Source organism: Xanthomonas sp. NCPPB 3583 (assembly GCF_041475715.2).
Classification (GTDB): Bacteria; Pseudomonadota; Gammaproteobacteria; order Xanthomonadales; family Xanthomonadaceae; genus Xanthomonas; species Xanthomonas euvesicatoria.
Window position 1 is genome coordinate 1258867 of record NZ_CM191263.1, and the last position, 24352, is coordinate 1283218.

At 63.9% G+C, this 24352-nt stretch carries 22 protein-coding genes, 1 tRNA gene and 1 pseudogene; 21 read left to right on the plus strand and 3 right to left on the minus strand.

What is annotated here, in order from left to right; genetic code table 11:
• Positions 1–954, minus strand: coding sequence for an AAA family ATPase (locus ACCQ07_RS05745; RefSeq protein WP_031421433.1), 954 nt, complete (start codon positions 952–954; stop codon positions 1–3).
• Between the two features lie 37 nt (positions 955–991).
• Here ACCQ07_RS05745 and ACCQ07_RS05750 point away from each other — a divergent pair, with 37 nt between their 5' ends.
• Both ACCQ07_RS05750 and ACCQ07_RS05755 read left to right on the plus strand, forming a co-directional pair.
• Positions 992–2830 carry a glycosyltransferase family 39 protein gene (locus tag ACCQ07_RS05750; RefSeq protein WP_071118182.1) on the plus strand — a complete coding sequence of 613 codons (1839 nt, stop codon included), beginning with the start codon at positions 992–994 and terminating at the stop codon, positions 2828–2830.
• A gap of 112 nt (positions 2831–2942) precedes the next feature.
• Positions 2943–4298 carry a hypothetical protein gene (locus tag ACCQ07_RS05755; RefSeq protein WP_136733046.1) on the plus strand — a complete coding sequence of 452 codons (1356 nt, stop codon included), beginning with the start codon at positions 2943–2945 and terminating at the stop codon, positions 4296–4298.
• Between the two features lie 113 nt (positions 4299–4411).
• Here ACCQ07_RS05755 and ACCQ07_RS05760 read toward each other — a convergent pair whose 3' ends face one another.
• Positions 4412–4987 carry a Maf family protein gene (locus tag ACCQ07_RS05760; protein ID WP_372165471.1) on the minus strand — a complete coding sequence of 192 codons (576 nt, stop codon included), beginning with the start codon at positions 4985–4987 and terminating at the stop codon, positions 4412–4414.
• Positions 4988–5098: 111 nt separating this feature from the next.
• On the opposite strand from ACCQ07_RS05760, the gene ACCQ07_RS05765 reads away from it, so the two are divergent.
• From ACCQ07_RS05765 to ACCQ07_RS05835, 15 genes and pseudogenes are all read left to right on the plus strand, one after another.
• Positions 5099–5608 carry a YceD family protein gene (locus ACCQ07_RS05765; RefSeq protein WP_029818825.1) on the plus strand — a complete coding sequence of 170 codons (510 nt, stop codon included), beginning with the start codon at positions 5099–5101 and terminating at the stop codon, positions 5606–5608.
• Positions 5609–5705: 97 nt separating this feature from the next.
• Positions 5706–5900 carry a 50S ribosomal protein L32 gene (rpmF, locus tag ACCQ07_RS05770; protein ID WP_003483870.1) on the plus strand — a complete coding sequence of 65 codons (195 nt, stop codon included), beginning with the start codon at positions 5706–5708 and terminating at the stop codon, positions 5898–5900.
• 90 nt (positions 5901–5990) lie between these two features.
• On the plus strand, positions 5991–6968 hold the full coding sequence (locus ACCQ07_RS05775; protein WP_008571607.1) for a beta-ketoacyl-ACP synthase III: 978 nt from the start codon (positions 5991–5993) through the stop codon (positions 6966–6968).
• 247 nt (positions 6969–7215) lie between these two features.
• The gene (locus tag ACCQ07_RS05780; RefSeq protein ID WP_008571606.1) at positions 7216–7656 is read left to right on the plus strand and encodes an MEKHLA domain-containing protein; all 441 of its coding nucleotides are present in this window, start codon (positions 7216–7218) and stop codon (positions 7654–7656) included.
• 288 nt (positions 7657–7944) lie between these two features.
• A complete protein-coding gene (gene fabD / locus ACCQ07_RS05785) occupies positions 7945–8889 on the plus strand; it encodes an ACP S-malonyltransferase (RefSeq protein ID WP_071118178.1) in 945 nt (314 codons plus the stop codon).
• Positions 8890–8971: 82 nt separating this feature from the next.
• Positions 8972–9715, plus strand: a complete 744-nt coding sequence (gene fabG / locus ACCQ07_RS05790) for a 3-oxoacyl-ACP reductase FabG (protein WP_372363882.1) — start codon at positions 8972–8974, stop codon at positions 9713–9715.
• Between the two features lie 204 nt (positions 9716–9919).
• A complete protein-coding gene (acpP, locus tag ACCQ07_RS05795; protein WP_002814322.1) occupies positions 9920–10159 on the plus strand; it encodes an acyl carrier protein in 240 nt (79 codons plus the stop codon).
• 141 nt (positions 10160–10300) lie between these two features.
• Positions 10301–11536, plus strand: a complete 1236-nt coding sequence (fabF, locus tag ACCQ07_RS05800; protein WP_011346636.1) for a beta-ketoacyl-ACP synthase II — start codon at positions 10301–10303, stop codon at positions 11534–11536.
• Positions 11537–11701: 165 nt separating this feature from the next.
• On the plus strand, positions 11702–13057 hold the full coding sequence (locus ACCQ07_RS05805; RefSeq protein WP_011346637.1) for an aminodeoxychorismate synthase component I: 1356 nt from the start codon (positions 11702–11704) through the stop codon (positions 13055–13057).
• Between the two features lie 60 nt (positions 13058–13117).
• Complete coding sequence (mltG, locus tag ACCQ07_RS05810; RefSeq protein WP_008571600.1) at positions 13118–14191, plus strand: endolytic transglycosylase MltG; 1074 nt, start codon at positions 13118–13120, stop codon at positions 14189–14191.
• Positions 14188–15147 carry a DNA polymerase III subunit delta' gene (locus ACCQ07_RS05815; protein WP_008571599.1) on the plus strand — a complete coding sequence of 320 codons (960 nt, stop codon included), beginning with the start codon at positions 14188–14190 and terminating at the stop codon, positions 15145–15147. Before mltG ends, ACCQ07_RS05815 begins: the two co-directional genes overlap by 4 nt.
• Complete coding sequence (locus tag ACCQ07_RS05820; RefSeq protein ID WP_003483889.1) at positions 15144–15497, plus strand: PilZ domain-containing protein; 354 nt, start codon at positions 15144–15146, stop codon at positions 15495–15497. The genes ACCQ07_RS05815 and ACCQ07_RS05820 overlap by 4 nt, the downstream gene beginning before the upstream one ends.
• A 164-nt stretch (positions 15498–15661) precedes the next feature.
• A tRNA-Val gene (locus ACCQ07_RS05825) sits at positions 15662–15736 on the plus strand.
• Positions 15737–15813: 77 nt separating this feature from the next.
• Positions 15814–16375 (plus strand): annotated as a pseudogene (locus tag ACCQ07_RS05830) (hypothetical protein).
• 203 nt (positions 16376–16578) lie between these two features.
• Positions 16579–16905: a hypothetical protein gene (locus ACCQ07_RS05835; RefSeq protein WP_008571594.1), complete on the plus strand. Its 327-nt coding sequence runs from the start codon at positions 16579–16581 to the stop codon at positions 16903–16905.
• Between the two features lie 196 nt (positions 16906–17101).
• Here the strand turns inward: ACCQ07_RS05835 and prpR are convergent, their stop codons facing one another.
• On the minus strand, positions 17102–18712 hold the full coding sequence (prpR, locus tag ACCQ07_RS05840; RefSeq protein WP_372363884.1) for a propionate catabolism operon regulatory protein PrpR: 1611 nt from the start codon (positions 18710–18712) through the stop codon (positions 17102–17104).
• Positions 18713–18840: 128 nt separating this feature from the next.
• On the opposite strand from prpR, the gene prpB reads away from it, so the two are divergent.
• From prpB to ACCQ07_RS05860, 4 genes are all read left to right on the plus strand, one after another.
• Positions 18841–19737, plus strand: coding sequence for a methylisocitrate lyase (prpB, locus tag ACCQ07_RS05845; protein ID WP_029818833.1), 897 nt, complete (start codon positions 18841–18843; stop codon positions 19735–19737).
• Positions 19738–19811: 74 nt separating this feature from the next.
• The gene (gene prpC, locus ACCQ07_RS05850) at positions 19812–20966 is read left to right on the plus strand and encodes a bifunctional 2-methylcitrate synthase/citrate synthase (RefSeq protein WP_014089551.1); all 1155 of its coding nucleotides are present in this window, start codon (positions 19812–19814) and stop codon (positions 20964–20966) included.
• Positions 20967–21126: 160 nt separating this feature from the next.
• Positions 21127–23721 (plus strand): Fe/S-dependent 2-methylisocitrate dehydratase AcnD, encoded by a 2595-nt coding sequence (gene acnD / locus ACCQ07_RS05855; RefSeq protein ID WP_372165479.1) that lies wholly within the window; start codon positions 21127–21129, stop codon positions 23719–23721.
• A gap of 9 nt (positions 23722–23730) precedes the next feature.
• Complete coding sequence (locus tag ACCQ07_RS05860) at positions 23731–24288, plus strand: hypothetical protein (RefSeq protein ID WP_008571588.1); 558 nt, start codon at positions 23731–23733, stop codon at positions 24286–24288.
• The last annotated feature ends 64 nt before the right edge of the window (positions 24289–24352 follow it).

Consider the following 24352-nt stretch of genomic DNA (forward strand, 5'->3'; position numbering starts at 1 on the left):
TCAGTCCACCGGCACGCTGTGCAGCAGCGCCTTGGCCAGTGCCGGCCCGGACGACGATTCGGCTTCCGGCACCAGCCGGTGCCCAGCCACGGCCACAAACAGCGCCTGCACGTCTTCGGGCAGCACGTGCTCGCGCCCAAGCAGCAGTGCGTAGGCCTTGGCCGCGCGCAGCAAGGCGATCCCGGCGCGTGGCGACAGGCCCACGCGCACCCCGGCATGCTGGCGGCTACGCAGCAACAGGGCCTGCACATAGCCGATCAGCGCATCGCTGGCATGGATCTGGTTGACCACACCGCGCAGCGCGACCACGTCGGCGTCGCTCAGTTGCGGGGCGGCCTGGGCAATCAGTTCGCGCCGATCCGTACCCGACAGCAGCGCACGCTCGGCATCGGCGCTGGGGTAGCCCAGGCTCAGCCGCAGCAGAAAACGGTCCAGCTGCGAATCGGGCAGCGGAAAGGTGCCGGACAGATCGACCGGGTTCTGCGTGGCAATCACGAAAAACGGCTCCGGCAATGCATGCGTCACGCCATCCAGGGTCACCTGCTGCTCGGCCATTGCTTCCAGCAGCGCGCTCTGCGTACGCGGCGGGGCCCGGTTGATTTCGTCGGCCAGCAGCACGTTGGTGAACACCGGTCCGGGATGGAACTGGAACTGCCGCGAGGCGGCGTCGTAAACGGACACGCCCAGCACATCGGCCGGCAGCAGGTCGGAGGTGAACTGCACACGCTGGAAGCCTAGCCCCAGGCTGGAGGCCATCGCATGGGCGAGCGTGGTCTTGCCCAGGCCGGGCAGGTCCTCGATCAATAAATGTCCTCCGGACAACAAGGCCACGAATGCCAGCCGCACTTCCTGCGCCTTGCCCAGCAGCAGCGAATTGACCTGGTCCTGTGCGCGCCGCAGCGATTGGCGCAGCGCATCGGTTAGCATTTCCGTGGAACGCAGCGGTGTCGACATCACAATTCCGTAGGTGAAAAGAAGAGTGCACAGGGCAATGCAGGGGGACCAACGCGCACATCGCACCTTCGTGATCCTGTGGACACTGGCGACAGCCGTCAAGCTATTGATCGCCGCACGCTTGCCGCTCTTCGTTGACGAGGCCTTCTACTGGCAGGAAGGCCAGCATCTGGCGGCGGCGTATTCGGATCTGCCGGGCATGACCGCCTGGCTGGCGCGACTGGGCGTGGAGCTGGGCGGACATCATCTGCTGGCGCTGCGGCTACCGTTTCTGGCCATTTCCGCGCTGATTCCCTGGTTGATCGCGCATATCGCCACACGCTGGTTCGGCTCCACGATGGGGTGGCAAGCTGGCAGCCTGACCTTGCTGATGCCGCTGTCTGCAACGCTGGGCATTCTGGCCGTGCCGGATGTGCCGATGGCATTGGCGGCGGTGCTGTGCATGGATGCCGGGGCGCGCTTATTGCGCGAGGTCGATGCCACCAGCGCGCTGGAGCTCGCCATCGGCCTGGTCATCGGCGCGCTCAGCCACTACCGCTTTGTCGGGGTGATCGGGGTGGGCTGCATCGCATTGCTGTGCATCCCGCAGGGGCGTGCGGTGTTGCGCGACCCACGCATCTGGATGGCACTGACCGTCGGCGCGGTGAGCTGGCTGCCGCTGCTGTTCTGGAATACCGACCACGACGATGCCGGGTTGCGTTTTCAATTGGTCGACCGGCACCCGTGGCGGTTCCAGATCGGCGGGCTGTGGTTTGTGCTGATCCAGACGGTGGCGGTGACGCCGCTACTGGCCTGGGCGATGGTCAAGGTCGGTCTGGCCGGCACCCGCAGCGGCGGCGGCTCGCGCGCGCAGTGGCGCTATTTCGGTTTGCTCGGCGGCATTTCGACCGTGGCGATCTTCGTGCTGGGCTTCTTCAGCGATGCCGAGCGGATCAGCTTCCACTGGCCATTGCCCGGCTACCTGGCGTTGCTGGTGGCGGTGCCGGTGATCCTGATGCGCTGGCCGCATCCGCTGCGCCGCGCGGCGTGGCTCATCGCACTGCTGGGCATGCTTGGCGCATACGGCTACTACCTGGCGGTGTCGGTGCCGTCGATCCGCGCGCATGCCGCTGGCGAAAAGTACTACCCGCGCAACTTCGCCGGCTGGAACGATCTGGCCCATGCGGTCAAATCCCGATTGGCGCAGATGCCGCCAGGCACACGCGTGTTGGCAGAAAATTTCAAGGTTGGCGCCGAGCTCGGCTTCCAATTGCACGACGCCAAGATCGAGGTGCTGCCTGCCACGTTGAACGACAAGCACGGGCGCAGCGCGCAGCTGCAGCAGTGGGGCCTGCTCAGCGATGGCACGCGCACCGGACCACGGCTGCTGGTGCTCTCACCCAGCGATCAGCGCTATCGCGAGCTGTTGAAGCGCTACCACGCCATCTGCGACATGGTCGGCCCGCTGCCGCCGCCCACCGTGGTGTCCACCGATCACGGCTATCAGCGCTTTCTGCTGTTCGCACTGCCTGCGCAACGCCAGCCGGGCCCGTGCGTGGCCCCGGCGATGGCCTGGATCGATGCGCCGCTGCCGAAGGTCTCGGTGTCCGGCAAGTTTGAGGTGCGCGGCTGGGCCTTCAAGGATGGCGTCGGGCTGGCGAATGTCGAGCTGCTGCTCGACGGTCGCCCGGTCGCGCAGGCTAGGTACGGCACGCCGCTCGATGTGCGCCCATACTGGAAAATCTCCAACGATCCACAGCACCCCAACGTCGGCTTCACCGCCACGCTCGACACCCACGCCTTGCCGCCCGGCACGCATTGGTTGGGGCTACGCCTGCACGGCCGCGACGGCAGCGTGGAAGATTGGTGGGAGCAACACCTTGTTGTAGGTCGGTGACATTCTGCCCAATGCGTTCCAGTCCTAGCGCGGAGTTAGTAGCTTTTTCAGCAGTTGTTACCGCTACGATCTCTGTCCTCGCTGCCTAGGGATTTTCCAAGGAAAAATACAGGTGAATGATTATAATTCGATAAATCAGGTCGCGAATGTGTCGCCGCATTCTGAAGGTTTACGTTCTGGTTTTAGCATGCGCCAGTTAACTTGGTGGGTATTCTTTTGTGCATTTGGAATATTGACATGGCTGACTTTTAGGTGGCGAATTCCAATTTTGCTTTGGGATCACCTTGATATAGTGCCTATCTATCAGGCATGGCAAGACGGACATCTCGGAAATTCGGATTTTTGGAAAGTGCATGATGGTAGTCATTTGCATACTGCAGCCTACGCAATTTTATTGTTGACTACCTGGTTATCGGAAGGGCAAACCTGGCTAGATTGTTTGGTGAGTTCGCTTATTCTGGCTGTATGTAGCTTCTTTATTGTTCGAATGGCGCTGCGCGATTTTGGTGCGCGTCTGAGTGTTGGTTGGATGTATGGATTTGTTTTACTTGCGCTATACCCTGGGCATCTCATTAATCTGCAGTGGGGCTGGCAGGTTGCCGTATTTGTCAGTCTTCTGGGGGTCGTTGCGCCTGTCTATCTTTTGACTAATGGAGTCATAAGCTGGCCTGCGAATTTTGGCGCTGTGGCATGTGCGACGGTAGGCGTGTTGGGTTTCTCTACTGCCCTTGCAGTTTTTCCTGTTGCAATATGGTTGTTAATTAGGCATGTGGGTTTTCCGGTAGGCCGGCGTCTGACAATGTGCCTGCCCTGGTTGATCTCAGTGATGTGGCTTGTCATGCTGTTGCATGATGGGCATGCGGGTGAGTTTGCAGCGAATCCGGGAGTTTTTGTTATATCTCGTTACGTTTTGAATTATTTGGGAAGTGGTGTGATGCACTTCTCTAACGAGTTGGCGCCTTTTTTCGCCGTTCTCGCAATAATGTTGACGCTTTGGGCGGTGGTGCGTGTGCGATTGCGAGCGAACCTAGTTCCCTGGCTGAGTCTTATGGTGGTTGCAACGGGCTTCGCAATCATGACGGCATGGGGGCGTGCTGCACTTTTCGGTCCTGAGCACGGCTTCATGCCGCGCTATGCTAGTTTTTCTATTTTATTCTGGATTGGTTGGCTTGGGGTGATGCTTGCTGCTTTCCGCGATGAATCGCAGTGGAGATGGGTGAGGCCGCTATTGTTGTTTTGCCTTTGTGCTGCTGCGTTTAATGGGCTTCATCTTGCAAAGAAATCCATGAAAGTGGCAGAGCGCTCGCGGCAAATTGCTGTTCAGGTGAGGCGTGAATATCCTAAAATAGACCAGAAAGTGTTGCTAGAGGCTTATGACTGGCGCGCCAAATTTGCAGAGGATCGTCTGCGCACTTGGTATTCGTATGGATACGCGCCTTTTGAAGAGGCGACGCCTAGCAACCGGTGAGTTCAGGTTTGCAAGTGCTATTGTCGATCGCTTGTTCAACGAGGCCAAGCAGCGTCCAGCACTTGGTTTAGGGCGTGTTGGTTGGTTAGGGAACCGACAAGTCGCTGCGCATCTCAGGGAATTTGAAGCCCTGCCTGCCGTAACAAGCGCGCCAGCGCGATCAGCGGCAGGCCCACCAGGGCGGTGGGGTCCTGCGAGCGGATCGCGTCGAACAGGCTGATGCCGAGGCCTTCGCATTTGAAGCTGCCGGCGCAATCAAGGGCCGGTTCGGCGTCCAGGTAGCGTTCGATCTCGGCGGACGTCAGCGCGCGGAGCTGCACCTCGGTCAGGTCCAGCGCGTGCAGCTGGCGCTCCGGGCCGACCAGGCTGACGGCGGTATGGAAGCGCACGGTGTGGCCAGACATGGCAGTCAGCTGCATTCGGGCCCGCTCGCGCGTGCCGGGTTTGCCCAGCGGCTGGCCGTCCAGGTCGGCGACCTGATCCGAGCCGATCGCCCAGGCGGCGGGGAAGCGGGCTGCCACCGCGGCGGCTTTTTCCACGGCCAGGCGGCTGGCCAGTGCGCTCGGGGATTCGCCCGGCTGCGCCTGCTCGTCGACCTCCGGCCGGACGGTGTCGAAGTCGAGCTGCAGGCGGGTAAGCAGCTCGCGCCGATAGACAGAGGTGGACGCAAGGATCAGGCGTGGCATCATGGGGCGCTACCGGGGTGGTCACGGGAGTCTGCCGTCCTGCGGCCCATGCGGCAATCGCATGAATGGGGTCATTTGACAGGGCTGCCGCGGGTCTTTAACATTCTGCGGCTTATGTCCGCGAACGTGCCCGAAATGCTGGATGCTTGGCGGATGGTCGCAGCGCGCAGGCGCTTCGATGGCCGCATCCCGCTATCTGCGATGACCCGCCTGCAGGGAAGCCTTGTCGATACCGATGGCGAATGTGTCTATTCGCTTCAATTCGATCAAGACCCCCTGCTCAAGGTCGCCTATGTCGAACTCAGTATCGATGTGGAGCTTCCGCTGGCCTGCCAGCGCAGCCTGCAACGCTTCCTGTATCCGGTGCAAATCAGACAGCGTCTTGGTTTGATCCGTGACGAGGCCGACGAAGCTGCATTGCCGGCCGAGTACGAAGCGTTGCTGGTACCGGAAGATGGCATGCTGCGGGCCGTCGACATGGTCGAGGACGAACTGGTGCTGTCGGTGCCAGTGGTGCCGGTGGCGCCGGGTAGCGAAGCGATCGACGCCGAATGGGTTCCGACCCAGGAAGAGCAGGACAAGGCCAGTCCGTTCGCGGCGCTGGCAGCGTTGAAGAAACAGTAACCGCCGCTGTTAAGGGCGGTAAGACAGGTCGACGCGGGCGTAGAGCGTGCTGTTCGACTCAACAGACAAGTTATCGAACTAAAGTTGGAGCAATCCCATGGCTGTGCAGAAATCCCGTGTCACCCCGTCCCGTCGCGGCCAGCGTCGTTCGCACGATGCCCTGACCGCCAAGCAGCTGTCGACCGACCCGACCAGCGGCGAGATCCATCTGCGCCACCACATCACCGCCGACGGTTACTACCGTGGCAAGAAGGTGATCGCGACCAAGTCGTCGGCCGTCCAAGAAGATTGATCCGTGGCGCCCGCCGCGTTCGACGCGGCCGGGTGACTCTCGCTTCTTCAGGAGCCGCCGGTCACCGCGGCTCTTGCAACAGGGAACAGTATGAGCAAGCGGATCTATTCCAGAATCGCGGGCACGGGTAGCTATTTGCCCGAAAAGGTGTTGACCAACGACGACATGTCGAAGATCGTCGACACCAGCGATGAATGGATCTTCTCGCGCACTGGCATCCGTGAACGTCACATCGTTGCCGACGACCAGACCACCAGCGATCTGGCGTATTTCGCCTCGCTGAAGGCGATGGAAGCGGCCGGTGTGACCGCCGACGAGATCGATCTGATCGTCATCGGCACCACCACCCCGGACCTGATCTTTCCGTCGACCGCCTGCTTGTTGCAGGCCCGGCTGGGTAACGTCGGTTGCGGTGCGATGGACGTCAACGCTGCCTGCTCGGGTTTTGTCTACGCGCTCAGCGTGGCCGACAAGTTCGTGCGCAGTGGCGACGCCAAGACCGTGCTGGTGGTGGGCGCAGAAACCCTGACCCGCATCGTCGACTGGACCGATCGCACCACCTGCGTGCTGTTCGGCGATGGTGCCGGCGCGGTGATCCTCAAGGCCGACGAAGAAACCGGCATCCTCAGCACCCATTTGCACGCCGATGGCAGCAAGAAAGAACTGCTGTGGGACCCGGTTGGGGTCTCGGTGGGCTTCGGCGAAGGCAAGAATGGCGGCGGCGCGTTGCTGATGAAGGGCAACGACGTCTTCAAGTATGCGGTCAAGGCGCTGGACTCGGTGGTCGATGAGACCCTGGCGGCCAATGGCTTCGACAAGCACGACCTGGATTGGCTGATTCCGCATCAGGCCAACCTGCGCATCATCGAAGCCACCGCCAAGCGGCTGGAGCTGCCGATGGATCAGGTGGTCGTCACCGTGGATCGCCATGGCAATACGTCGTCTGCGTCGGTGCCGCTGGCGCTGGACGAGGCGGTGCGCTCCGGTCGCGTGCAGCGCGGCCAGTTGCTGTTGCTGGAAGCCTTCGGCGGCGGGTTTACCTGGGGCTCGGCGCTGCTGCGCTACTGACGTTTCTGCGTCCTGCGCCGAGCAGGTGCGCACGTCCACTCACGCGGATGCGTGCATGGCGGGACACTCGTCTTTCCTTGCGATGGTGGCAATCTTGCCGCCTGGGGCCTGTGTAGGTTTCCGGAGCGCTTGAATTCCGTGAAGGGTAGCGCCCGGTTTTAGGTCACGTGAGTGGCTTGATTCGCTGGATGCGACCTGTCTGCGGGCCGGGGCGTCGGACAGGCCGGCCGGCAAGTAAAGTCTGCGCATGCACCCCGCCCACGACCCCGTTTTCGTCGCCTTGCTCACTGGCAGTTACCAGCGGTTTGCAGGCCGCCCGCTGGTCGCAGATCGACAGATCGAGCCCGATTGGCTGTATCGCGATGCGCCGTTCGCCCTGCTTGCGCACGATATCGCGGCAGATCCGCGGTTTGTCTATGCGAATCAGGCGGCGCAGCGCGTATTCGGCTACAACTGGGGCGAGTTCGTCGGCATGCCATCGCGGCTATCGGCAGAATTGCCGGAACGCGCGGAACGTCAGCGTTTGCTCGATGCGGTCACCCGCGATGGCGTCGTCAGGAACTACGCGGGTGTGCGGATCGCGAAGGATGGTTCCCGCTTCCGGATCGCCGACGGTGTGGTCTGGCAACTCGTCGATGAGGACGGGATGCTGCGTGGACAAGCGGCAACATTCCCATTGCCAGGGTAGACGAGGCGCAGGTGGCAGCACCGGGTGCGCCTGGCCCTTCACTTCCTCGCCCGCCGGCCTTGCGGGCGCTGGCCGCGCCGCCTTTGCCGGCAACGCTTTCACCATTGAACCCGAATAGCGGCGCGTCAGCGCGGCGGTTGCCGTTGCGCGCGCCCGGCCCGACCAGGCCCGGTGTGCGGTTTCGCGACGTCGCGACACGTTCGCGGAGCCTTCTGCATACGCGGCAGTACAGACGCCGGGGCGATTTCGCACGTATGATCCCGGCTCGATTTTTGTAGGCAGCAACGCGTGACCGAATCCACTCTCGCCTTCGTGTTTCCCGGCCAGGGCTCGCAGTCCTTAGGCATGCTGGCCGAACTGTCCGAACTGCACCCGCAGATTCGTGAAACGTTCGCCGAAGCCTCCGAGGGCGCCGGCGTCGACTTGTGGGCATTGTCCCAGGGCGGCCCGGAAGAAATGCTCAATCGCACCGAATACACCCAGCCCGCCTTGTTGGCTGCGGGCGTGGCGGTGTGGCGTCTGTGGACTGCCCAGCGCGGGCAGCGCCCGGTGCTGCTGGCGGGACACAGCCTGGGCGAATACACCGCGCTGGTCGCGGCTGGCGCCCTGTCGTTGCACGATGGTGCGCATCTGGTGCGGTTGCGCGGCCAGTTCATGCAGGCTGCGGCACCGGCGGGCGTTGGCGCGATGGCTGCGGTGCTGGGCGCCGAAGACGCCGTGGTGCAGGAGGTCTGTGACCAGGCGTCCGGTAGCGACGTGGTGGTGCCGGCCAACTTCAATTCGCCCGGTCAGATCGTGATCGGCGGCCACGCTGCGGCGGTGGATCGCGCGTTGGCGCTGCTGGCCGAGCGCGGCGTGCGCAAGGCGGTCAAGCTGGCAGTGAGCGTGCCCTCGCATACCCCGCTGATGCGCGATGCCGCCAATCAGCTTGGCGAGGCGATGGCCGGGCTGACCTGGCACGCCCCGCAGATTCCGGTGGTGCAGAACGTGGACGCGCGCGTGCATGAGGGCAACACGGCCATCCGCCAGGCCTTGGTGGAGCAGCTCTACCTGCCGGTGCAATGGACCGGCTGCGTGCAGGCGCTGGCAAGCCGGGGCATCACCCGCATTGCCGAATGCGGCCCGGGCAAGGTGCTGAGCGGGCTGATCAAGCGTATCGACAAGAGCCTGGACGCGCGGCCGCTGGCAACGCCTGCCGACTATGCCGGCGCGCTCGACGCGTGGGTGCACTGATCCAACGCCGCTGCCGGCCGTGCCGGCATCCCTCGACGTTCGCGGCCACGGTTGCGGCGTCCCCCATCGAGGAACAGCAATCATGAGCAAGCCCCTGCAGGGCGAAATCGCCCTCGTCACCGGCGCCAGTCGCGGCATCGGTGCGGCCATTGCCGATACCCTGGCCGCCCAGGGCGCCACGGTCATCGGCACCGCCACCTCGGCTTCCGGCGCCGCGGCGATCGGCGAGCGTCTGGCCGCCCACGGCGGACACGGCCGTGAGTTGAACGTCACCGACGCGACTGCAGTCGATGGCCTGATCGATGCCATCGGCAAGGAATTCGGCGCCATCTCGATCCTGGTCAACAACGCCGGCATCACCCGCGACAATCTGTTGATGCGGATGAAGGACGACGACTGGCAGGCGATCATCGACACCAACCTGACCAGCGTGTTCCACACCTCCAAGGCGGTCATGCGCGGCATGATGAAGGCGCGCAAGGGCCGCATCATCAATATCGCCTCGGTGGTGGGCGTGACCGGTAATCCTGGCCAGACCAACTATGCCGCCGCCAAGGCCGGCATCATCGCGTTCTCCAAATCGCTGGCCAAGGAAATCGGCTCGCGCGGGGTGACCGTGAATGTGGTGGCGCCCGGTTTCATCGATACCGACATGACCAAGGCGCTGCCGGACGAGGCCAGGACCGCCTTGCTGCAGCAGATTGCGCTGGGCCATCTGGGCGAGCCGGAAGACATCGCCAATGCGGTGGCGTTTCTGGCCGGCCCGACGGCCCGCTACATCACCGGTGAGACCCTGCACGTCAACGGTGGCATGTACATGCCGTAAGCGTGCGGCGCCGGGAGGCGCTAAGTGGCTGATCGGCCGGGAGTTGTGATGCAATGCAAGGCCCGGTCGCTTCCACTACACTATCCAACGCGGCCATCGCAGCGGCGATGGCGTTTTGTGAGTCCCTCACAGGAGCACCGCACATCCGTGTGCGGGGATCCTAAAACTCGAACCACCACTACTCCAGCTGGAGCGATATCCCCAATGAGCACCATCGAAGAACGCGTCAAGAAAATCGTCGTCGAACAACTCGGCGTCAAGGAAGAGGAAGTCACCACCAGCGCATCGTTCGTCGATGATCTGGGTGCCGACTCGCTGGACACCGTCGAGCTGGTGATGGCGCTGGAAGAAGAGTTCGAGTGCGAGATCCCGGACGAAGAGGCCGAGAAGATCACCTCGGTGCAGCAGGCGATCGACTACGTCAAGGCTCACGTCAAGAGCTGATGCGTTGTTCCTGATCGTGGCGGCGTGCATCAAGCCGCTGCCGCATCAGACATTCCATGGGGCCGCTGATGCGGCCCTGTGTTTTTCAAGTGTCACCCGCAAACCCCAAGCACCGTCCGTTCCGTGGTGAGGAGATCTGCAATGAGTCGTCGTGTTGTCGTTACCGGCATGGGCATGGTGTCGCCGCTGGGCAATGATCTGGCCACCAGCTGGGATGGAATCGTCCACGGCCGCTCAGGCATTGGCCCGATCACGCAGATCGATGCCTCGCAGTTCACCACCAAGATCGCCGGTGAAATCAAGAATTTCGACCCCACGCTTTTTGTGTCCGCCAAGGACGTCAAGAAGATGGATTCGTTCATCCACTACGGTGTCGGCGCCTCGTTCATGGCGCTGGACGATTCCGGCCTGGAAATCGACGAAAGCAATGCCGAACGCGTGGGCGCCATTCTCGGCTCCGGCATCGGCGGGCTGCTCGGCATCGAAGAGCAGACCATCAAATTCCATGAGGGCGGCGCGCGCAAGATTTCGCCGTTCTATGTGCCCAGCACCATCATCAACATGCTGCCCGGCCAGGTGAGCCTGATCAAAGGCCTGAAAGGCCCGACGTTCTCGGCAGTATCGGCCTGTGCCACGTCCAACCACTCGATCGGTACCGCGATGCGCATGATCCAGCACGGCGATGCCGATGTGATGCTGGCTGGCGGTGCCGAGCGCGGTTCGTCGCCCAGTTCGGTGGGCGGCTTTTGCGCCATGAAGGCGATGTCCACCCGTAACGACGACCCGACCGGCGCTTCGCGGCCGTGGGACAAGCAGCGCGATGGCTTCGTGCTGGGCGACGGTGCCGGCGTGCTGGTGCTGGAAGAGTACGAACACGCCAAGGCGCGTGGCGCACGCATCTATGCCGAGCTGGTGGGCTTTGGCGCCAGTTCCGATGCGTTCCACATGACCGCTCCAAGCGAAGACGGCGAGGGCGCGGCGCGCAGCATGGCGGCAGCGATGCGCGATGCCAAGCTCAACCCCGAGCAGATCGGCTACCTCAACGCGCACGGCACCTCCACGCCGCTGGGCGACCTGGCCGAAACGATGGCGATGAAGCGCGCCCTGGGCGATCACGCCTACAAGACCATGGTGAGCTCGACCAAGTCGATGACCGGGCATCTGCTCGGCGCGGCCGGCGGTGTGGAAGCGATTTTCTCGGTGATGGCGCTGCACACCGGCATCATCCCGCCGACCATCAACCTGGAAGAGCCAAGCGAAGGCTGCGACCTGGATTACGTGCCGAACGTGGCGCGCGAGGTACAGGTGGATGCGGTGATGTCCAACGGCTTCGGCTTTGGCGGCACCAACGGCACGCTGGTGTTCAAGCGCGTTTGACCCTGCATATCGGTCGCGTGGCCGTCATCGGCGCGCGACCTGCCTGGCTGCCGCATGCACTGCCGGCTTGCGGGTTGATGTTCACTCCTGCGATCACCCTTTGATTCACTCCTCGCGCGCTGCGTACGGCAGCGGCGCGTCTGTATCCCACGCCATGCCGGACCGATGACGCTTACCCGATCACTGCACGCGGACATCGACCTGCTGGCGCTGCATCGGCTGTCACCGCAACGTTATCCGGCCCTGCTGGAATCCAGCGCTTCCGGCACCGAGCACGGTCGCTGGGATGTGCTGTTGCTGGCAGAGGGGCCATGCCTGCGGCTGGATCCGGACGGATGCACGCGCGATGGCGCTGGGCAAGTGCTGGAGGGCGGCTTTCTGGCGGCGCTGGATGCCGCCTGGCAGGCCGAGCGGGTGCCGCACGCGCCTGCAAGCCCCTGGCCGTTTCGCGGCGGTTGGGCGGTGCTGCTGGATTACGAACTGGCCGCGCAGGTCGAACCGATTCTGCAACTGCCGACGCGCGCCGATGGCTTGCCCACTGCGCTGGCCTTGCGCGCGCCGGCAGCGGTGCTGCGCGATCGCCTGCACGGGCACTGCGTGGCGCTGGCAGAGCCGGGCCGCGAGGAGTTGTTGCAGCAGATCGGCGAGGACATTGCTGCCTGCGCCGCACTGCCGCCGCTGCCTGCCTGGGCCGGGCCGCTTGCCGTGGACGAAGATGCTCCCGAGCGTTTCACCGCGGCGGTGGAGCGCGTGCTCGATTACCTGCGCGCCGGCGATGTGTTCCAGGCCAATATCTCGCGCGCGTGGCACGCGGCATTCGCTGCGGTGGTCGATCCGGCCGCGTTGCATGCGCGCCTGCGTGCGGCCAATCCGGCGCCGTTCGCCGGCCTGTTCGTGGCGGCCGGGCGTGCAGTGGCCAGTTCCTCGCCCGAGCGGCTGGTGTCGGTACAGGGCGATGTGGTGCAGACGCGCCCGATCGCCGGCACCCGCGCGCGGTTTGCCGGCGACGACGATGCCGCACGTATCCGTGAGCTGGTCGGGCATCCGAAAGAGCGCGCCGAGCACGTGATGCTGATCGATCTGGAACGCAACGACCTGGGCCGCCTCTGCGCGCCGGGCACCGTGGAGGTGGACGAGTTGATGTGCGTGGAGAGCTATGCCCATGTGCATCACATCGTCAGCAACGTGCGCGGGCGCCTGCGTGCCGGAGTGACGCCCGGTGAGGTGATTGCCGCGGTGTTCCCCGGCGGCACCATTACCGGTTGCCCGAAGGTGCGCTGCATGCAGGTCATCGCCGAGCTCGAACAGACCGCGCGTGGGGCCTATACCGGCGCATTCGGCTGGCTCAATCGCGACGGCGACATGGATCTGAATATCCTGATCCGCACGGCCGAGGTGGCCGGTCACCAGGTGCGGTTCCGCACTGGGGCCGGGATCGTGGTGGATTCGGATCCGCAGCGCGAGCTGGACGAAACCCGCGCCAAGGCGCGGGGCGTGTTGCGTGCGATCGAGCAGACATGAGCGCTTCAACGGGACATCACCGGTGCGCGGTATCCTGCGCGGCGCAGGGGCAATGACGAGGTGGGTGTGGCGGTGACTGGCAAACGCGGATGTCTGGCCGTGCTGGGCACGGCATTGCTGCTTGCAGCGCTGCTGGCGATTGCCGCCGTGGTGGCGTGGCGGCATTACCTGCACTTCGCCGATACCCCCGTGCCTGCGAGCGCGCCCAGCGTGGTGATTGCGCCCGGCGATTCGCTCAAGGCCACATTGCGCAAGCTGCGCGCTGCCGGCCTGGTGCAGGGCGCCGAGCTGGAGTGGCAGCTGCTGGCGCGCCAGGTCGATGCGGCCGGCAAGCTCAAGGTGGGCGAATACGCGCTGTCGCCAGCGCTGTCGCCGCGGGAACTGCTGACGCGCATGCGCCAGGGACGGGTGATCCAGTACCGCTTCACGATCGTGGAAGGCTGGAATTTCCGTCAGCTGCGCGCCGCACTGGCGACCGCCACGCCGCTGCAACATTCCATCAATGCGCTGGACGATGCGGCACTGATGGCCCGCCTGGGATTTGCCAAGCAGCATCCGGAAGGGCGCTTCCTGCCGGAGACCTATGTCTACCAGCGTGGCGACAGCGACATCGATGTACTCAAGCGCGCACACGCCGCCATGGACAAAGCATTGGCACAGGCCTGGGAGCAGCGCGCCCCGAACCTGCCGCTCGTCTCGCCGGAGCAGGCATTGATCCTGGCCTCGATCATCGAAAAGGAAACGGCGCTGGCCTCCGAGCGCCCGCTCATTGCCGGGGTGTTCCTGCGCCGCTTGCAGCTGGGCATGAAGCTGCAGACCGACCCCACCGTGATCTACGGCATCGGCAGCAGCTACGACGGCAATATCCGTCGCCGCGACCTGACCACCGATACGCCGTACAACACCTATACCCGCACCGGCCTGACGCCGACGCCGATCGCCATGCCGGGGCGCGAGGCGCTGCTGGCGGCGGTGCGGCCGGCGCCCGGCGAGGCGCTGTATTTCGTGGCGGTGGGCGATGGCACCGGCGCGCACGCGTTTTCGGCCACGTTGGCCGAACATAACGCAGCGGTGGCGCGCTATCTGCAGCGCCGCCGCCTGCCGAGTACGCCGCAGACGGAGACCACGCCATGACCGCCGCATTTTCGCCCTGGCAGCAGCGCGCCTTCGACCAGACCGTGGCTGCGCTGGATGCGGGGCGGCTTGGACATGGGTTGCTGATCTGCGGCCCGGAAGGATTGGGCAAGCGTGCCGTCGCCCTGGCCCTGGCCGAGCACGTCCTGGCCGCCTCGCCCGACCCGACGCTGGCGCAGCGCACGCGCCAGCTGATTGCCGCCGGTACCCATCCGGACCTGCAACTGGTCTCGTTCATTCCCAATCGCACCGGCGACAAACTGCGTACCGAGATCATCATCGAGCAGGTGCGCGAGATTTCGCAGAAGCTCGCGCTGACCCCGCAGTACGGCATCGCCCAGGTGGTGATCGTCGACCCGGCCGATGCGATCAATCGCTCGGCCTGCAATGCCTTGCTCAAGACCCTGGAAGAACCGTCGCCGGGGCGCTACCTGTGGTTGATCAGCGCGCAACCGGCGCGTCTGCCGGCGACCATCCGCAGCCGTTGCCAGCGCCTGGAATTCAAGCTGCCGCCTGCGCACGAGGCACTGGCCTGGCTGCTGTCGCAAGGCGTGAGCGAGCGCGCCGCGCAGGAAGCGCTGGACGCCGCGCGCGGCCACCCCGGCCTGGCCGCGCAGTGGTTGCGCGAAGACGGCCTGGCCGTGCGGCGTGCGGTCGCGCAGGATCTGGAGCAGATCGCCAGTGGCCGCGCCGGCGCAGTCGATGTCGCGCAGCGCTGGACCAGCGATGGCCAGGCCGACCAGCGCCTGCGCCATGCCGCCGATCTGGCATTGGCACAGGCATCGGCCGGCTTGACCGATCCATCGCGGTTGCACAAGCTGGCGACCTGGTTCGACGCTGCCAACCGCACCCGCGATCTGCTGCGCACCACCGTCCGCGCCGACCTGGCAGTGACGGAATTATTGCTGTCCTGGCGCGAGGGAGAGCGCCAGCCACGTTCTAGGGGAACTCGATGAGTGCAATGAATGCACGCCAAGGCATTTTGTCGCTGGCGTTGAAAGACAAGCCAGCGCTTTACAGCGCCTACATGCCGTTCGTGAAAGGCGGCGGCATCTTCGTGCCCACGCCCAAGCGCTACATGCTGGGCGACGAAGTCTTCCTGCTGCTGACCCTGCCGGACTCCAGCGAGCGCTTGCCGGTCGCCGGCAAGGTCATCTGGACCACGCCTGCCGGCGCGCAGGGCAACCGCGCCGCCGGCATCGGCGTGCAGTTCCCCGACGGCCCGGAAGGCGAGGCGGTACGCAACAAGATCGAGACGCTGCTGGCCGGATTGACCACCTCGGACAAGCCGACGCATACGATGTAAGCGCCAGGGGCACGGCAAGACGCCAGTGAGGCTCGCGGTGAAGCTGCTAGGTCATCGCGGCAGACCTGTGCGATGAAGGTGCGATCTGGCTGGCGTGAAAGAGGGCAGGTAAACAGTTGTTGACGACCGCCGCCGCTGCCCTATAATGTGCGGCTCGCGTCACCGGGCGGTTAGCTCAGCGGTAGAGCATTGCCTTCACACGGCAAGGGTCACAGGTTCGAACCCTGTACCGCCCACCATGAATTCAGAGTCAAACAAAAACCGGCGAAAGCCGGTTTTTTCGTAGTTGCAGGGCATCAGCCACAGGCTTGGTGATATGACTACGCGGCAGTCACCTTTCGATGCAGCGATACAGGCAGTCACCGCCGCCAACTCGGCGGTATGGCATGCGATCGCTGGCTTCCGCTACATGCGGGAGGCGGGGGATGCAGGGGTCCCCTTTGAGCTCATTCTCGACGGCGACGACATTGCCACCGAGCCATTCCCAGTCCTGGCGTGAACTGGACCTTTAAGGTCTACCCGGAGCAGTGGCGCGAGCGTGCGCAGGAAGTGGTTCGATATACCGCGCGTCAAGCAATCGTCGACATCTCTGATGCCATGTGAAGGTATGCGCATCAGGCCCCAAGCGGAGCTATCAAAGTGAGCCCGCCGTTGTCTTGCTGCGCGCCTTGCGCAACGCATATGCCCATCGTAGGGACGACTGGAATTTCGGGAATGCAAAGTTGCCGCTTCGGTGGCGGCAGCTGGATCTTGTTGCTGGAATGCAGGGTCTGACAGTCAGCGAGATGATTTTTCTCAATGAACAACTGTTACTCATCAACGACGCGATCCATCTGCTCGATCCCGACAGCGCTTTGACGACACAGATTCATCGTTGAACTGGGCGCTGCACAGTTTGCTTGGCCTATCGACTGCCAGAGCAACTGGCTCCGGTGCTGGTATCACCATGCTTAATTGAGAACGGCGTTCGGCACTATTGGCGACAGACGCTGCATTTAAGCACTTTTCGCTAAGGCCGGTGCCTTGCGAGCTCGACAGGGACTTGCCATCCTTCAAGGCCCCGGATCGAGATGGAGTGGCGATGAAGACGCTGCTTGGAAGTGCGCTGGTTGCGACATTGCTGTTGGCCGGGTGCGCGCGCGACGTTGGCGAGCAGTACGTGGGCAAGTGGGTCAACGTGAAGTCGGAAAAGAATGTGCTGAGCATCGAGCACAATGGCGAGAGTTTCATCATTCGCGACACCCAGCCGGAGCTGTTCGGCAATGGCGTCAAGACCCGCAACCATCCGGCGCTGCTGACCAAGGGCGTGCTGCAGGTGTCCAACGGGGTCGGCACGGTCAACTACGCGATCGATGAGGCGACCGGCAAGTTGAGCACGGGCGATACCGAGTACACGCGGGTCAAGTGACGGCGAGACGCTTTTCAAAGGCATGCGATGAAGGCGCGCGGCGTTTGCGGTCGGCGAGTTGATCGTTTCACCAGATCGCTGCCTCGTGTCGTTCTGAGTGCGCCCATATCGCGATCAGCGTGGCTCGGGCATTCATGCGCCGAGCGTGCATGCCATTCATGTGTGGCCTGGTCAGCCGCGCGAGTTCGCGCTTGCCTTATGCACGCGATGCCACCGCCTGCGCCTGCATCCAGCGCCACAGCGTGGTGCGCGAGACGCCGAGCGCTTGCGCGGCAAGGGCGCGGTTGCCGTTGGCGCGGTCGAGCGCTGCGCGGACTGCGGTGGCAGTGAGCTGCAGGCGAGAGGTTGCCAAATCGGCAAGCTCACGCGGTGCTTCGTGGTTGCCGAAATGCGTATCGAATAATTCCGGCGCCCAGCGTTCGAGTTGCTCCAGGCTGAGGCTGTCGTGCGGTTGGGATTTCCAGTGAATGCACAGGCGTTCGACCAGATTGCGCAGTTCGCGCACGTTGCCGGGCCAGGTGTGCTGTTGCAGGCGTTGCAATGCCGCTGGCGATAACGGCGATGCGATGCTGCCGAGTTGCTGGAAATAATGCGCAAGCAACAACGCAATGTCGTTGCGGCGATTGCGCAACGGAGGCAGTGCGATGCGCAGCGCGGCAAGACGATAGAACAGGTCGCGGCGGAAGCGGCCTTGTTCGACCAACTGCTGCAGGTCCTGCAGGCTGGCGGCGACCACGCGCACGTCGATCGCAACGGGCACCGTTGCGCCGACACGCACTACTTCACGTTCTTCCAGGACGCGCAGTAGCCGGGTCTGCAACGGCACGGGCAATTCGCCGATTTCGTCGAGGAACAGCGTGCCGTCCTGCGCGGCTTCGATCAGGCCGGTGTGGCCGCCGCGACGTGCACCGGTGAAGGCGCCGTCGCTGTAGCCGAACAGTTCCGCCTCCAGCAACGATTCGCTGATGGCGCCACAGTTGATCGCCACGAAACGGCCGCGGCGACGACTGCCGGCATGCAGTTGTCTTGCGACCAGTTCCTTGCCGGTGCCGGTGTCCCCGCTGATCAACACGGTGCCGGTATGCGGTGCGTAGAGCTGCACCAGCTCGCGCACGCGCCGCATTGCGCCGTCTTCGCCCAGCAGGGCGTCGGCGCGTCGTGCGCGGCGCGGGGCGGCACGGCCGGCGACGCGATCGATGCCTGGAGCGGTGCCCAGCGTGATGGCCTGTTCCAGCGCATGACGCACCGAATCGGCCGAATACAGCAGCACGCCAGGCAGCCCGGCCTGCTCGGCGAAGTCGATCGCCATGCCGGTGCCGACAATGACCTGGATGCCGCTGGCGCGCAGATCGGCGATGCAGTCGCGTGCGTCTTCGGCGGTGACGAAACGGCGGTGTTCGATCTCCAGATCGAAGCTGTGCTGAAACGCGCGGAACGACGGCACATCGGTGGCGTGGGTGACCACGCCGATGCGTGGCGCAATGCGGCGCGCACGCGCCAGCGCTTCCATCAGATCGAACCCGGTGGCCTGGATGGGCGCCAAGGGCAGCGCGAGCCGGCTGCGCAGGTACGCCGCATTGGATCCGCCGGCCACCAGCGCGTCGCAGCGCTCGCGCTGGCCGATGACCTCGACCGCTTCGGCAAAGCCGAGGTTGATCTGCTCGATGCGCGCGCGCTGGTCGAACTCGGGGATGACATCGGCCAGCAGGCCGGTCAGGCGCGAGACGCTGACGGTCCAGATGATGGGCAAGGAGGCGTCTGCGGTTTCCGGAGGGGCAGGGGGGCGCATGACGGTGTCGCGTTTCAATGATGTTTCATAGTGGATCAGTCGTTGCATTTTTGCAACAATTGGCGTGTGGGATTGTCATCAAATCAACGACTTGTACTTGGCATGGTGCTTGCGCCTGTACGGTGGATCCCATCCAAGGAACCGCCATGACGTCCTCGTCCACTCCCTCTGCTGGCACGCGGTTTCGCGCTGCACTGGCTGCCGAATCGCCGCTGCAGGTGATCGGCGCGATCAATGCCAACCATGCGCTGCTGGCCCAGCGCGCCGGCTATCGGGCCCTCTACCTGTCCGGCGGCGGCGTGGCGGCCGGGTCGCTGGGGTTGCCGGACCTGGGCATCAACACGCTGGAAGACGTATTGATCGACGTGCGCCGCATCACCGACGTGTGCGAGCTGCCGCTGCTGGTGGACGTGGACACCGGCTTCGGGCCGAGCGCGTTCAATATCGAGCGCACCATCAAGTCGCTGATCAAGGCCGGCGCGGGCGGTTGCCATATCGAAGACCAGGTGGGCGCCAAACGCTGCGGTCACCGGCCGGGCAAGGAGATCGTGAGCCAGGGCGAGATGGTGGATCGGGTCAAGGCCGCGGCCGATGCCAAGACCGATGCGGCGTTCTTCCTGATTGCGCGCACCGATGCAATCCAGATGGAAGGCGTGGATGCGGCGATCGAACGTGCCATCGCCTGCGTGGAAGCGGGTGCGGACGGCATCTTCGCCGAAGCTGCCTACGACCTGGACACCTATAAGCGCTTCGTCGATGCGGTAGGCGTGCCGGTGCTGGCCAACATTACCGAGTTCGGCAAGACCCCGTTGTTTACGCGCGACCAGCTGGCGCAGGCTGGCGTGGCGATCCAGCTGTTTCCGCTGTCGGCATTTCGCGCAGCCAACAAGGCGGCCGAGGCGGTCTATACCGCGATTCGGCGCGACGGTCATCAGCAGGGCGTGCTGGACAGCATGCAGACGCGCGAAGAGCTGTACGAACGCATCGGCTATCACGATTACGAGCAGCGCCTGGATGCGTTGTTTGCGCGCAAAGGCGCATGATTGCGCGCTGCTGATCATCTCATTGCCACCTCGCACGCTACACCGCGACACCACACAGTTTGGGAGCTCATCGCATGAACGACACTGCTACTGCTGGTTTCAAGCCGAAAAAGTCCGTTGCCCTGTCCGGCACTGCCGCCGGTAACACGGCCCTGTGCACGGTGGGGCGCAGTGGTAACGATCTGCATTACCGCGGTTACGACATTCTCGATCTGGCCACCACCAGCGAGTTCGAAGAAATCGCGTACCTGCTGGTGCACGGCAAGCTGCCCAACAGCGGCGAGCTGCGCGGTTACAAGGCCAAGCTGCGCTCGCTGCGCGGTGTGCCGGCAGCGGTGAAAACTGCGCTGGAACAGTTGCCGCCGTCGGCGCATCCGATGGATGTGATGCGCACCGGCGTGTCGGTGCTGGGCTGCCTGCAGCCGGAAAAAGACGACCATAACCACCCGGGTGCGCGCGACATCGCCGACAAACTGATGGCCTCGCTCGGTTCGATGCTGCTGTACTGGTATCACTACAGCCACAACGGCAAGCGCATCGAGGTGGAGACCGACGACGATTCCATCGGCGGCCATTTCCTGCACCTGCTGCACGGCTTTGCCCCCAAGGATTCGTGGGTGCGCGCGATGCATACCAGCCTGATCCTGTATGCCGAGCACGAATTCAATGCATCCACCTTTGCGAGCCGCGTGATTGCCGGGACCGGCAGCGATATGTACAGCGCCATCGCCGGTGGCATCGGTGCGCTGCGTGGCCCCAAGCATGGCGGCGCCAACGAAGTGGCGTTCGAAGTGCAGAAGCGCTACGACACCCCGGACGAAGCAGAAGCCGATATCAAGGCGCGGGTGGAACGCAAGGAAGTGGTGATTGGCTTTGGACATCCGGTGTACACGGTGTCGGACCCGCGCAACAAGGTGATCAAGGAGGTGGCGCGCGAGCTGTCCGATGAGCAGGGCAGCCGCAAGATGTACGACATCGCCGAGCGTTTGGAGAGCGTGATGTGGGACATCAAGAAGATGTTCCCGAACCTGGATTGGTTCAGTGCGGTGAGCTACCACATGATGGGCGTGCCGACGGCGATGTTCACCCCCTTGTTCGTGCTGGCGCGCACAGCCGGCTGGAGCGCGCACATCATCGAGCAGCGCATGGACGGCAAGATCATTCGCCCCTCGGCCAATTACACCGGGCCGGAAGATCAGGTGTTCGTGCCGCTGGATCAGCGCAGCTGAGGACGCTTTGCGCAGCCGCTGATTTCTGGGTTTCGGTCGCCTTCCATGAAGGCGATCGGACCTCGCAAGCCAGGTCAGCAGCAAGACCTGCAAACCTCTGCAACGCCAAGTCCGATTCCCGATTCCCGATTTCCCCCCGCCCGCTTCGATATCGCCAGCCATGAATAGCCAGTACCGCAAGCCCTTGCCGGGCACCTCGTTGGATTACTTCGATGCACGCGCCGCCGTCGATGCGCTGCAGCCCGGTGCGTATGCAACCTTGCCATACACCGCACGCGTGCATGCCGAGAACCTGGTGCGGCGGGCAGAGCCACAACTGCTGGAGGCGTACCTGCGGCAATTGATCGAGCGCAAGCGCGATCTGGATTTCCCGTGGTTTCCGGCACGGGTGGTGTGTCACGACATCCTGGGCCAGACCGCACTGGTGGATCTTGCGGGCTTGCGCGATGCCATTGCCGAGCAGGGCGGCGACCCGGCGCAGGTCAATCCGGTGGTGCCGGTGCAGTTGATCGTGGATCACTCGCTGGCAGTGGAATACGCCGGCTTCGACAAGCAGGCGTTCGCCAAGAATCGCAGCGTGGAAGATCGGCGTAATGCCGATCGCTTCCACTTCATCGAATGGACCAAGCGTGCGTTCGAGAACATGGAAGTCATTCCGCCGGGGAACGGGATCATGCACCAGATCAATCTGGAGAAAATGTCGCCGGTGATCTACACGCTGGACGGGGTGGCGTTTCCGGATACGTGCGTGGGCACCGACAGCCATACGCCGCACGTGGATGCGCTGGGCGTGATCGCGGTTGGCGTTGGCGGGTTGGAAGCGGAAAACGTGATGCTGGGGCGCGCCTCGTGGATGCGCCTGCCGGACATCGTCGGCGTGGAACTGACCGGCCGGCCGGCGCCGGGCATCACCGCCACCGACATCGTGCTGGCATTGACCGAATTCCTGCGCGCGCAGCGCGTGGTCGGCGCGTATCTCGAGTTTTATGGCGATGGTGCACGCGCACTGACCATCGGCGACCGCGCGACCATTTCCAACATGACGCCGGAATTCGGTGCGACGGCGGCGATGTTCTACATCGACCAGCAAACCATCGATTACCTGCGCTTGACCGGTCGCGACGATGCGCAGGTCGCGTTGGTGGAGACCTATGCGCGGCATACCGGCCTATGGGCAGACGATCTGGCCACCGCGCAGTACGAGCGCGTGCTGCAGTTCGATCTGGCCAGCGTGGTACGCAACATGGCTGGGCCATCCAATCCGCACAAACGCGTGGCCACTACCGAGCTGGCGGATCGTGGGATTGCCGGTGCGTGGGAGCAGGTGCCGGGGCATATGCCCGATGGCGCAGTGATCATCGCAGCGATCACCTCGTGCACCAATACCTCCAACCCGCGCAATGTCATCGCTGCCGGCTTGCTGGCGCGCAACGCCAATGCACGCGGATTGACCCGCAAGCCGTGGGTGAAGAGCTCGCTGGCGCCGGGGTCCAAGGCCGTGCAGCTGTACCTGGAAGAGGCCGGCTTACTGGGCGAGCTGGAGCAGTTGGGCTTCGGCATCGTGGCGTTTGCCTGCACCACCTGCAATGGCATGAGCGGGGCGCTGGATCCTGCGATCCAGCAGGAAATCATCGATCGCGATCTGTATGCCACGGCGGTGCTTTCGGGCAACCGCAATTTCGACGGGCGCATCCATCCGTATGCCAAGCAGGCGTTCCTCGCCTCGCCGCCGCTGGTGATTGCCTACGCCATTGCCGGCACGGTGCGCTTCGATATCGAGAAGGATGTGTTGGGCATCGACGCCGCCGGCGTGCCGGTCACGCTCAAGGACCTGTGGCCGAGCGATGCCGAGATCGACGCGGTGGTGGCGCGCAGCGTCAAGCCGGAACACTTCCGCAGCGTGTACGACCCGATGTTCAAGCGCAGCGTGGGGCAGGGGATCAGCGTGAACCCGCTTTACGACTGGCGCCCGACCAGTACGTATATTCGGCGTCCGCCGTATTGGGAAGGCGCGTTGGCCGGTGCGCGCACGCTACGCGGCATGCGCCCGTTGGCCGTGCTGGGCGACAACATCACCACCGACCACTTGTCGCCGTCGAACGCGATCATGGCCGGCAGCGCGGCTGGGCAATACCTGGCGCAGATGGGCGTGCCGGAGGAGGACTTCAATTCCTACGCCACCCATCGCGGCGACCATCTCACCGCGCAGCGCGCCACGTTCGCCAACCCCAAATTGATCAACGAAATGGCGGTGGTCGATGGGCAGGTCAAGGCCGGCTCGCTGGCGCGGCTGGAGCCGGAAGGCCAGGTGCTGCGCATGTGGGAGGCGATCGAAACCTACATGACGCGCAAGCAGCCGCTGATCGTCATCGCTGGCGCCGATTACGGGCAGGGGTCTTCGCGCGACTGGGCGGCCAAGGGCGTGCGGCTGGCCGGTGTGGAAGTGATCGTCGCCGAAGGCTTCGAGCGGATTCACCGCACCAACCTGATCGGCATGGGCGTGCTGCCGCTGGAGTTCAAACCGGGCACCGATCGCAAGACCCTGGGCATCGATGGCAGCGAAACCTTCGACGTGGTGGGTGAGCGCACGCCCGGCGCCACGCTGACGTTGTCGATCCACCGGCGCAATGGCGAGCAACTGCAGGTGCCGGTGACTTGCCGCCTGGATACTGCAGAGGAAGTGTCGATTTACGAAGCCGGTGGCGTCTTGCAGCGGTTTGCGCAGGATTTTCTTGAGGCAAACAAGGCCGCATAGGGCAGCACCATGGCCGATTCTTCGCGATTGATCTTCATGCTCAAGCCGCCACCGCAGGTGCTTGAAGCGATGGCCGGTGTCGTGGCTGCACACCGCCTGGATGCACTGCTTGGTGAGGCGTACTTCGATCCAGGCAACTGGCATCAATCGGTTTCGGATCGGTTTGAAGGGTCGGCTGCGCGTGCCGCAATGCTGCGCGCGGGCGATCGTCTCGATGCTCAGGCAGTGACGTTCTGCTTGAACCGGATCACCAGTGGCGGAACCGACCCGGTGCATTGGGCATTCCGGGCAGAGGGCACGCCATTTGCCTTCGTTGCATTGCAGGCTGCCATCGCAGCAGCGCTGTGTGCGGAAGGCCTGCATGGCGGGGGCGGACACACGCCACACATAACGATCAGCTATGCCGCGCCCGGTAAGCTCAACCAGCCAATCGTGCCCATCACCTGGCACGCCACCGAGGTGCTATTGGTCGAAGGCGGTGGGCGACCGTATCGCTATGTACCCATCGGATCTTGGCCATTGCGACCTGAGGGGCTCATGCCGGAGCAGACGCAACTGCCACTATGACATGAGCAGCAAGGCGTGCCTGCGACTGTCATGGCGACCTTCGCCAGGCCGTACAGATGCATTA

Bases quoted from the DNA above. Each gene is read 5' to 3' on its own strand.
- ACCQ07_RS05780 (WP_008571606.1), top strand. From the start codon at position 7,216: ATGCACCCCGCCCACGACCCCGTTTTCGTCGCCTTGCTCACTGGCAGT.
- acnD (WP_372165479.1), top strand. From the start codon at position 21,127: ATGAATAGCCAGTACCGCAAGCCCTTGCCGGGCACCTCGTTGGATTAC.
- prpC (WP_014089551.1), top strand. From the start codon at position 19,812: ATGAACGACACTGCTACTGCTGGTTTCAAGCCGAAAAAGTCCGTTGCC.
- ACCQ07_RS05805 (WP_011346637.1), top strand. From the start codon at position 11,702: ATGACGCTTACCCGATCACTGCACGCGGACATCGACCTGCTGGCGCTG.
- acpP (WP_002814322.1), top strand. From the start codon at position 9,920: ATGAGCACCATCGAAGAACGCGTCAAGAAAATCGTCGTCGAACAACTC.
- fabF (WP_011346636.1), top strand. From the start codon at position 10,301: ATGAGTCGTCGTGTTGTCGTTACCGGCATGGGCATGGTGTCGCCGCTG.
- prpB (WP_029818833.1), top strand. From the start codon at position 18,841: ATGACGTCCTCGTCCACTCCCTCTGCTGGCACGCGGTTTCGCGCTGCA.
- ACCQ07_RS05750 (WP_071118182.1), top strand. From the start codon at position 992: ATGCAGGGGGACCAACGCGCACATCGCACCTTCGTGATCCTGTGGACA.
- ACCQ07_RS05745 (WP_031421433.1), bottom strand. From the start codon at position 954: ATGTCGACACCGCTGCGTTCCACGGAAATGCTAACCGATGCGCTGCGC.
- fabG (WP_372363882.1), top strand. From the start codon at position 8,972: ATGAGCAAGCCCCTGCAGGGCGAAATCGCCCTCGTCACCGGCGCCAGT.
- ACCQ07_RS05835 (WP_008571594.1), top strand. From the start codon at position 16,579: ATGAAGACGCTGCTTGGAAGTGCGCTGGTTGCGACATTGCTGTTGGCC.
- ACCQ07_RS05860 (WP_008571588.1), top strand. From the start codon at position 23,731: ATGGCCGATTCTTCGCGATTGATCTTCATGCTCAAGCCGCCACCGCAG.
- rpmF (WP_003483870.1), top strand. From the start codon at position 5,706: ATGGCTGTGCAGAAATCCCGTGTCACCCCGTCCCGTCGCGGCCAGCGT.
- ACCQ07_RS05815 (WP_008571599.1), top strand. From the start codon at position 14,188: ATGACCGCCGCATTTTCGCCCTGGCAGCAGCGCGCCTTCGACCAGACC.
- ACCQ07_RS05760 (WP_372165471.1), bottom strand. From the start codon at position 4,987: ATGATGCCACGCCTGATCCTTGCGTCCACCTCTGTCTATCGGCGCGAG.
- ACCQ07_RS05765 (WP_029818825.1), top strand. From the start codon at position 5,099: ATGTCCGCGAACGTGCCCGAAATGCTGGATGCTTGGCGGATGGTCGCA.
- ACCQ07_RS05820 (WP_003483889.1), top strand. From the start codon at position 15,144: ATGAGTGCAATGAATGCACGCCAAGGCATTTTGTCGCTGGCGTTGAAA.
- ACCQ07_RS05775 (WP_008571607.1), top strand. From the start codon at position 5,991: ATGAGCAAGCGGATCTATTCCAGAATCGCGGGCACGGGTAGCTATTTG.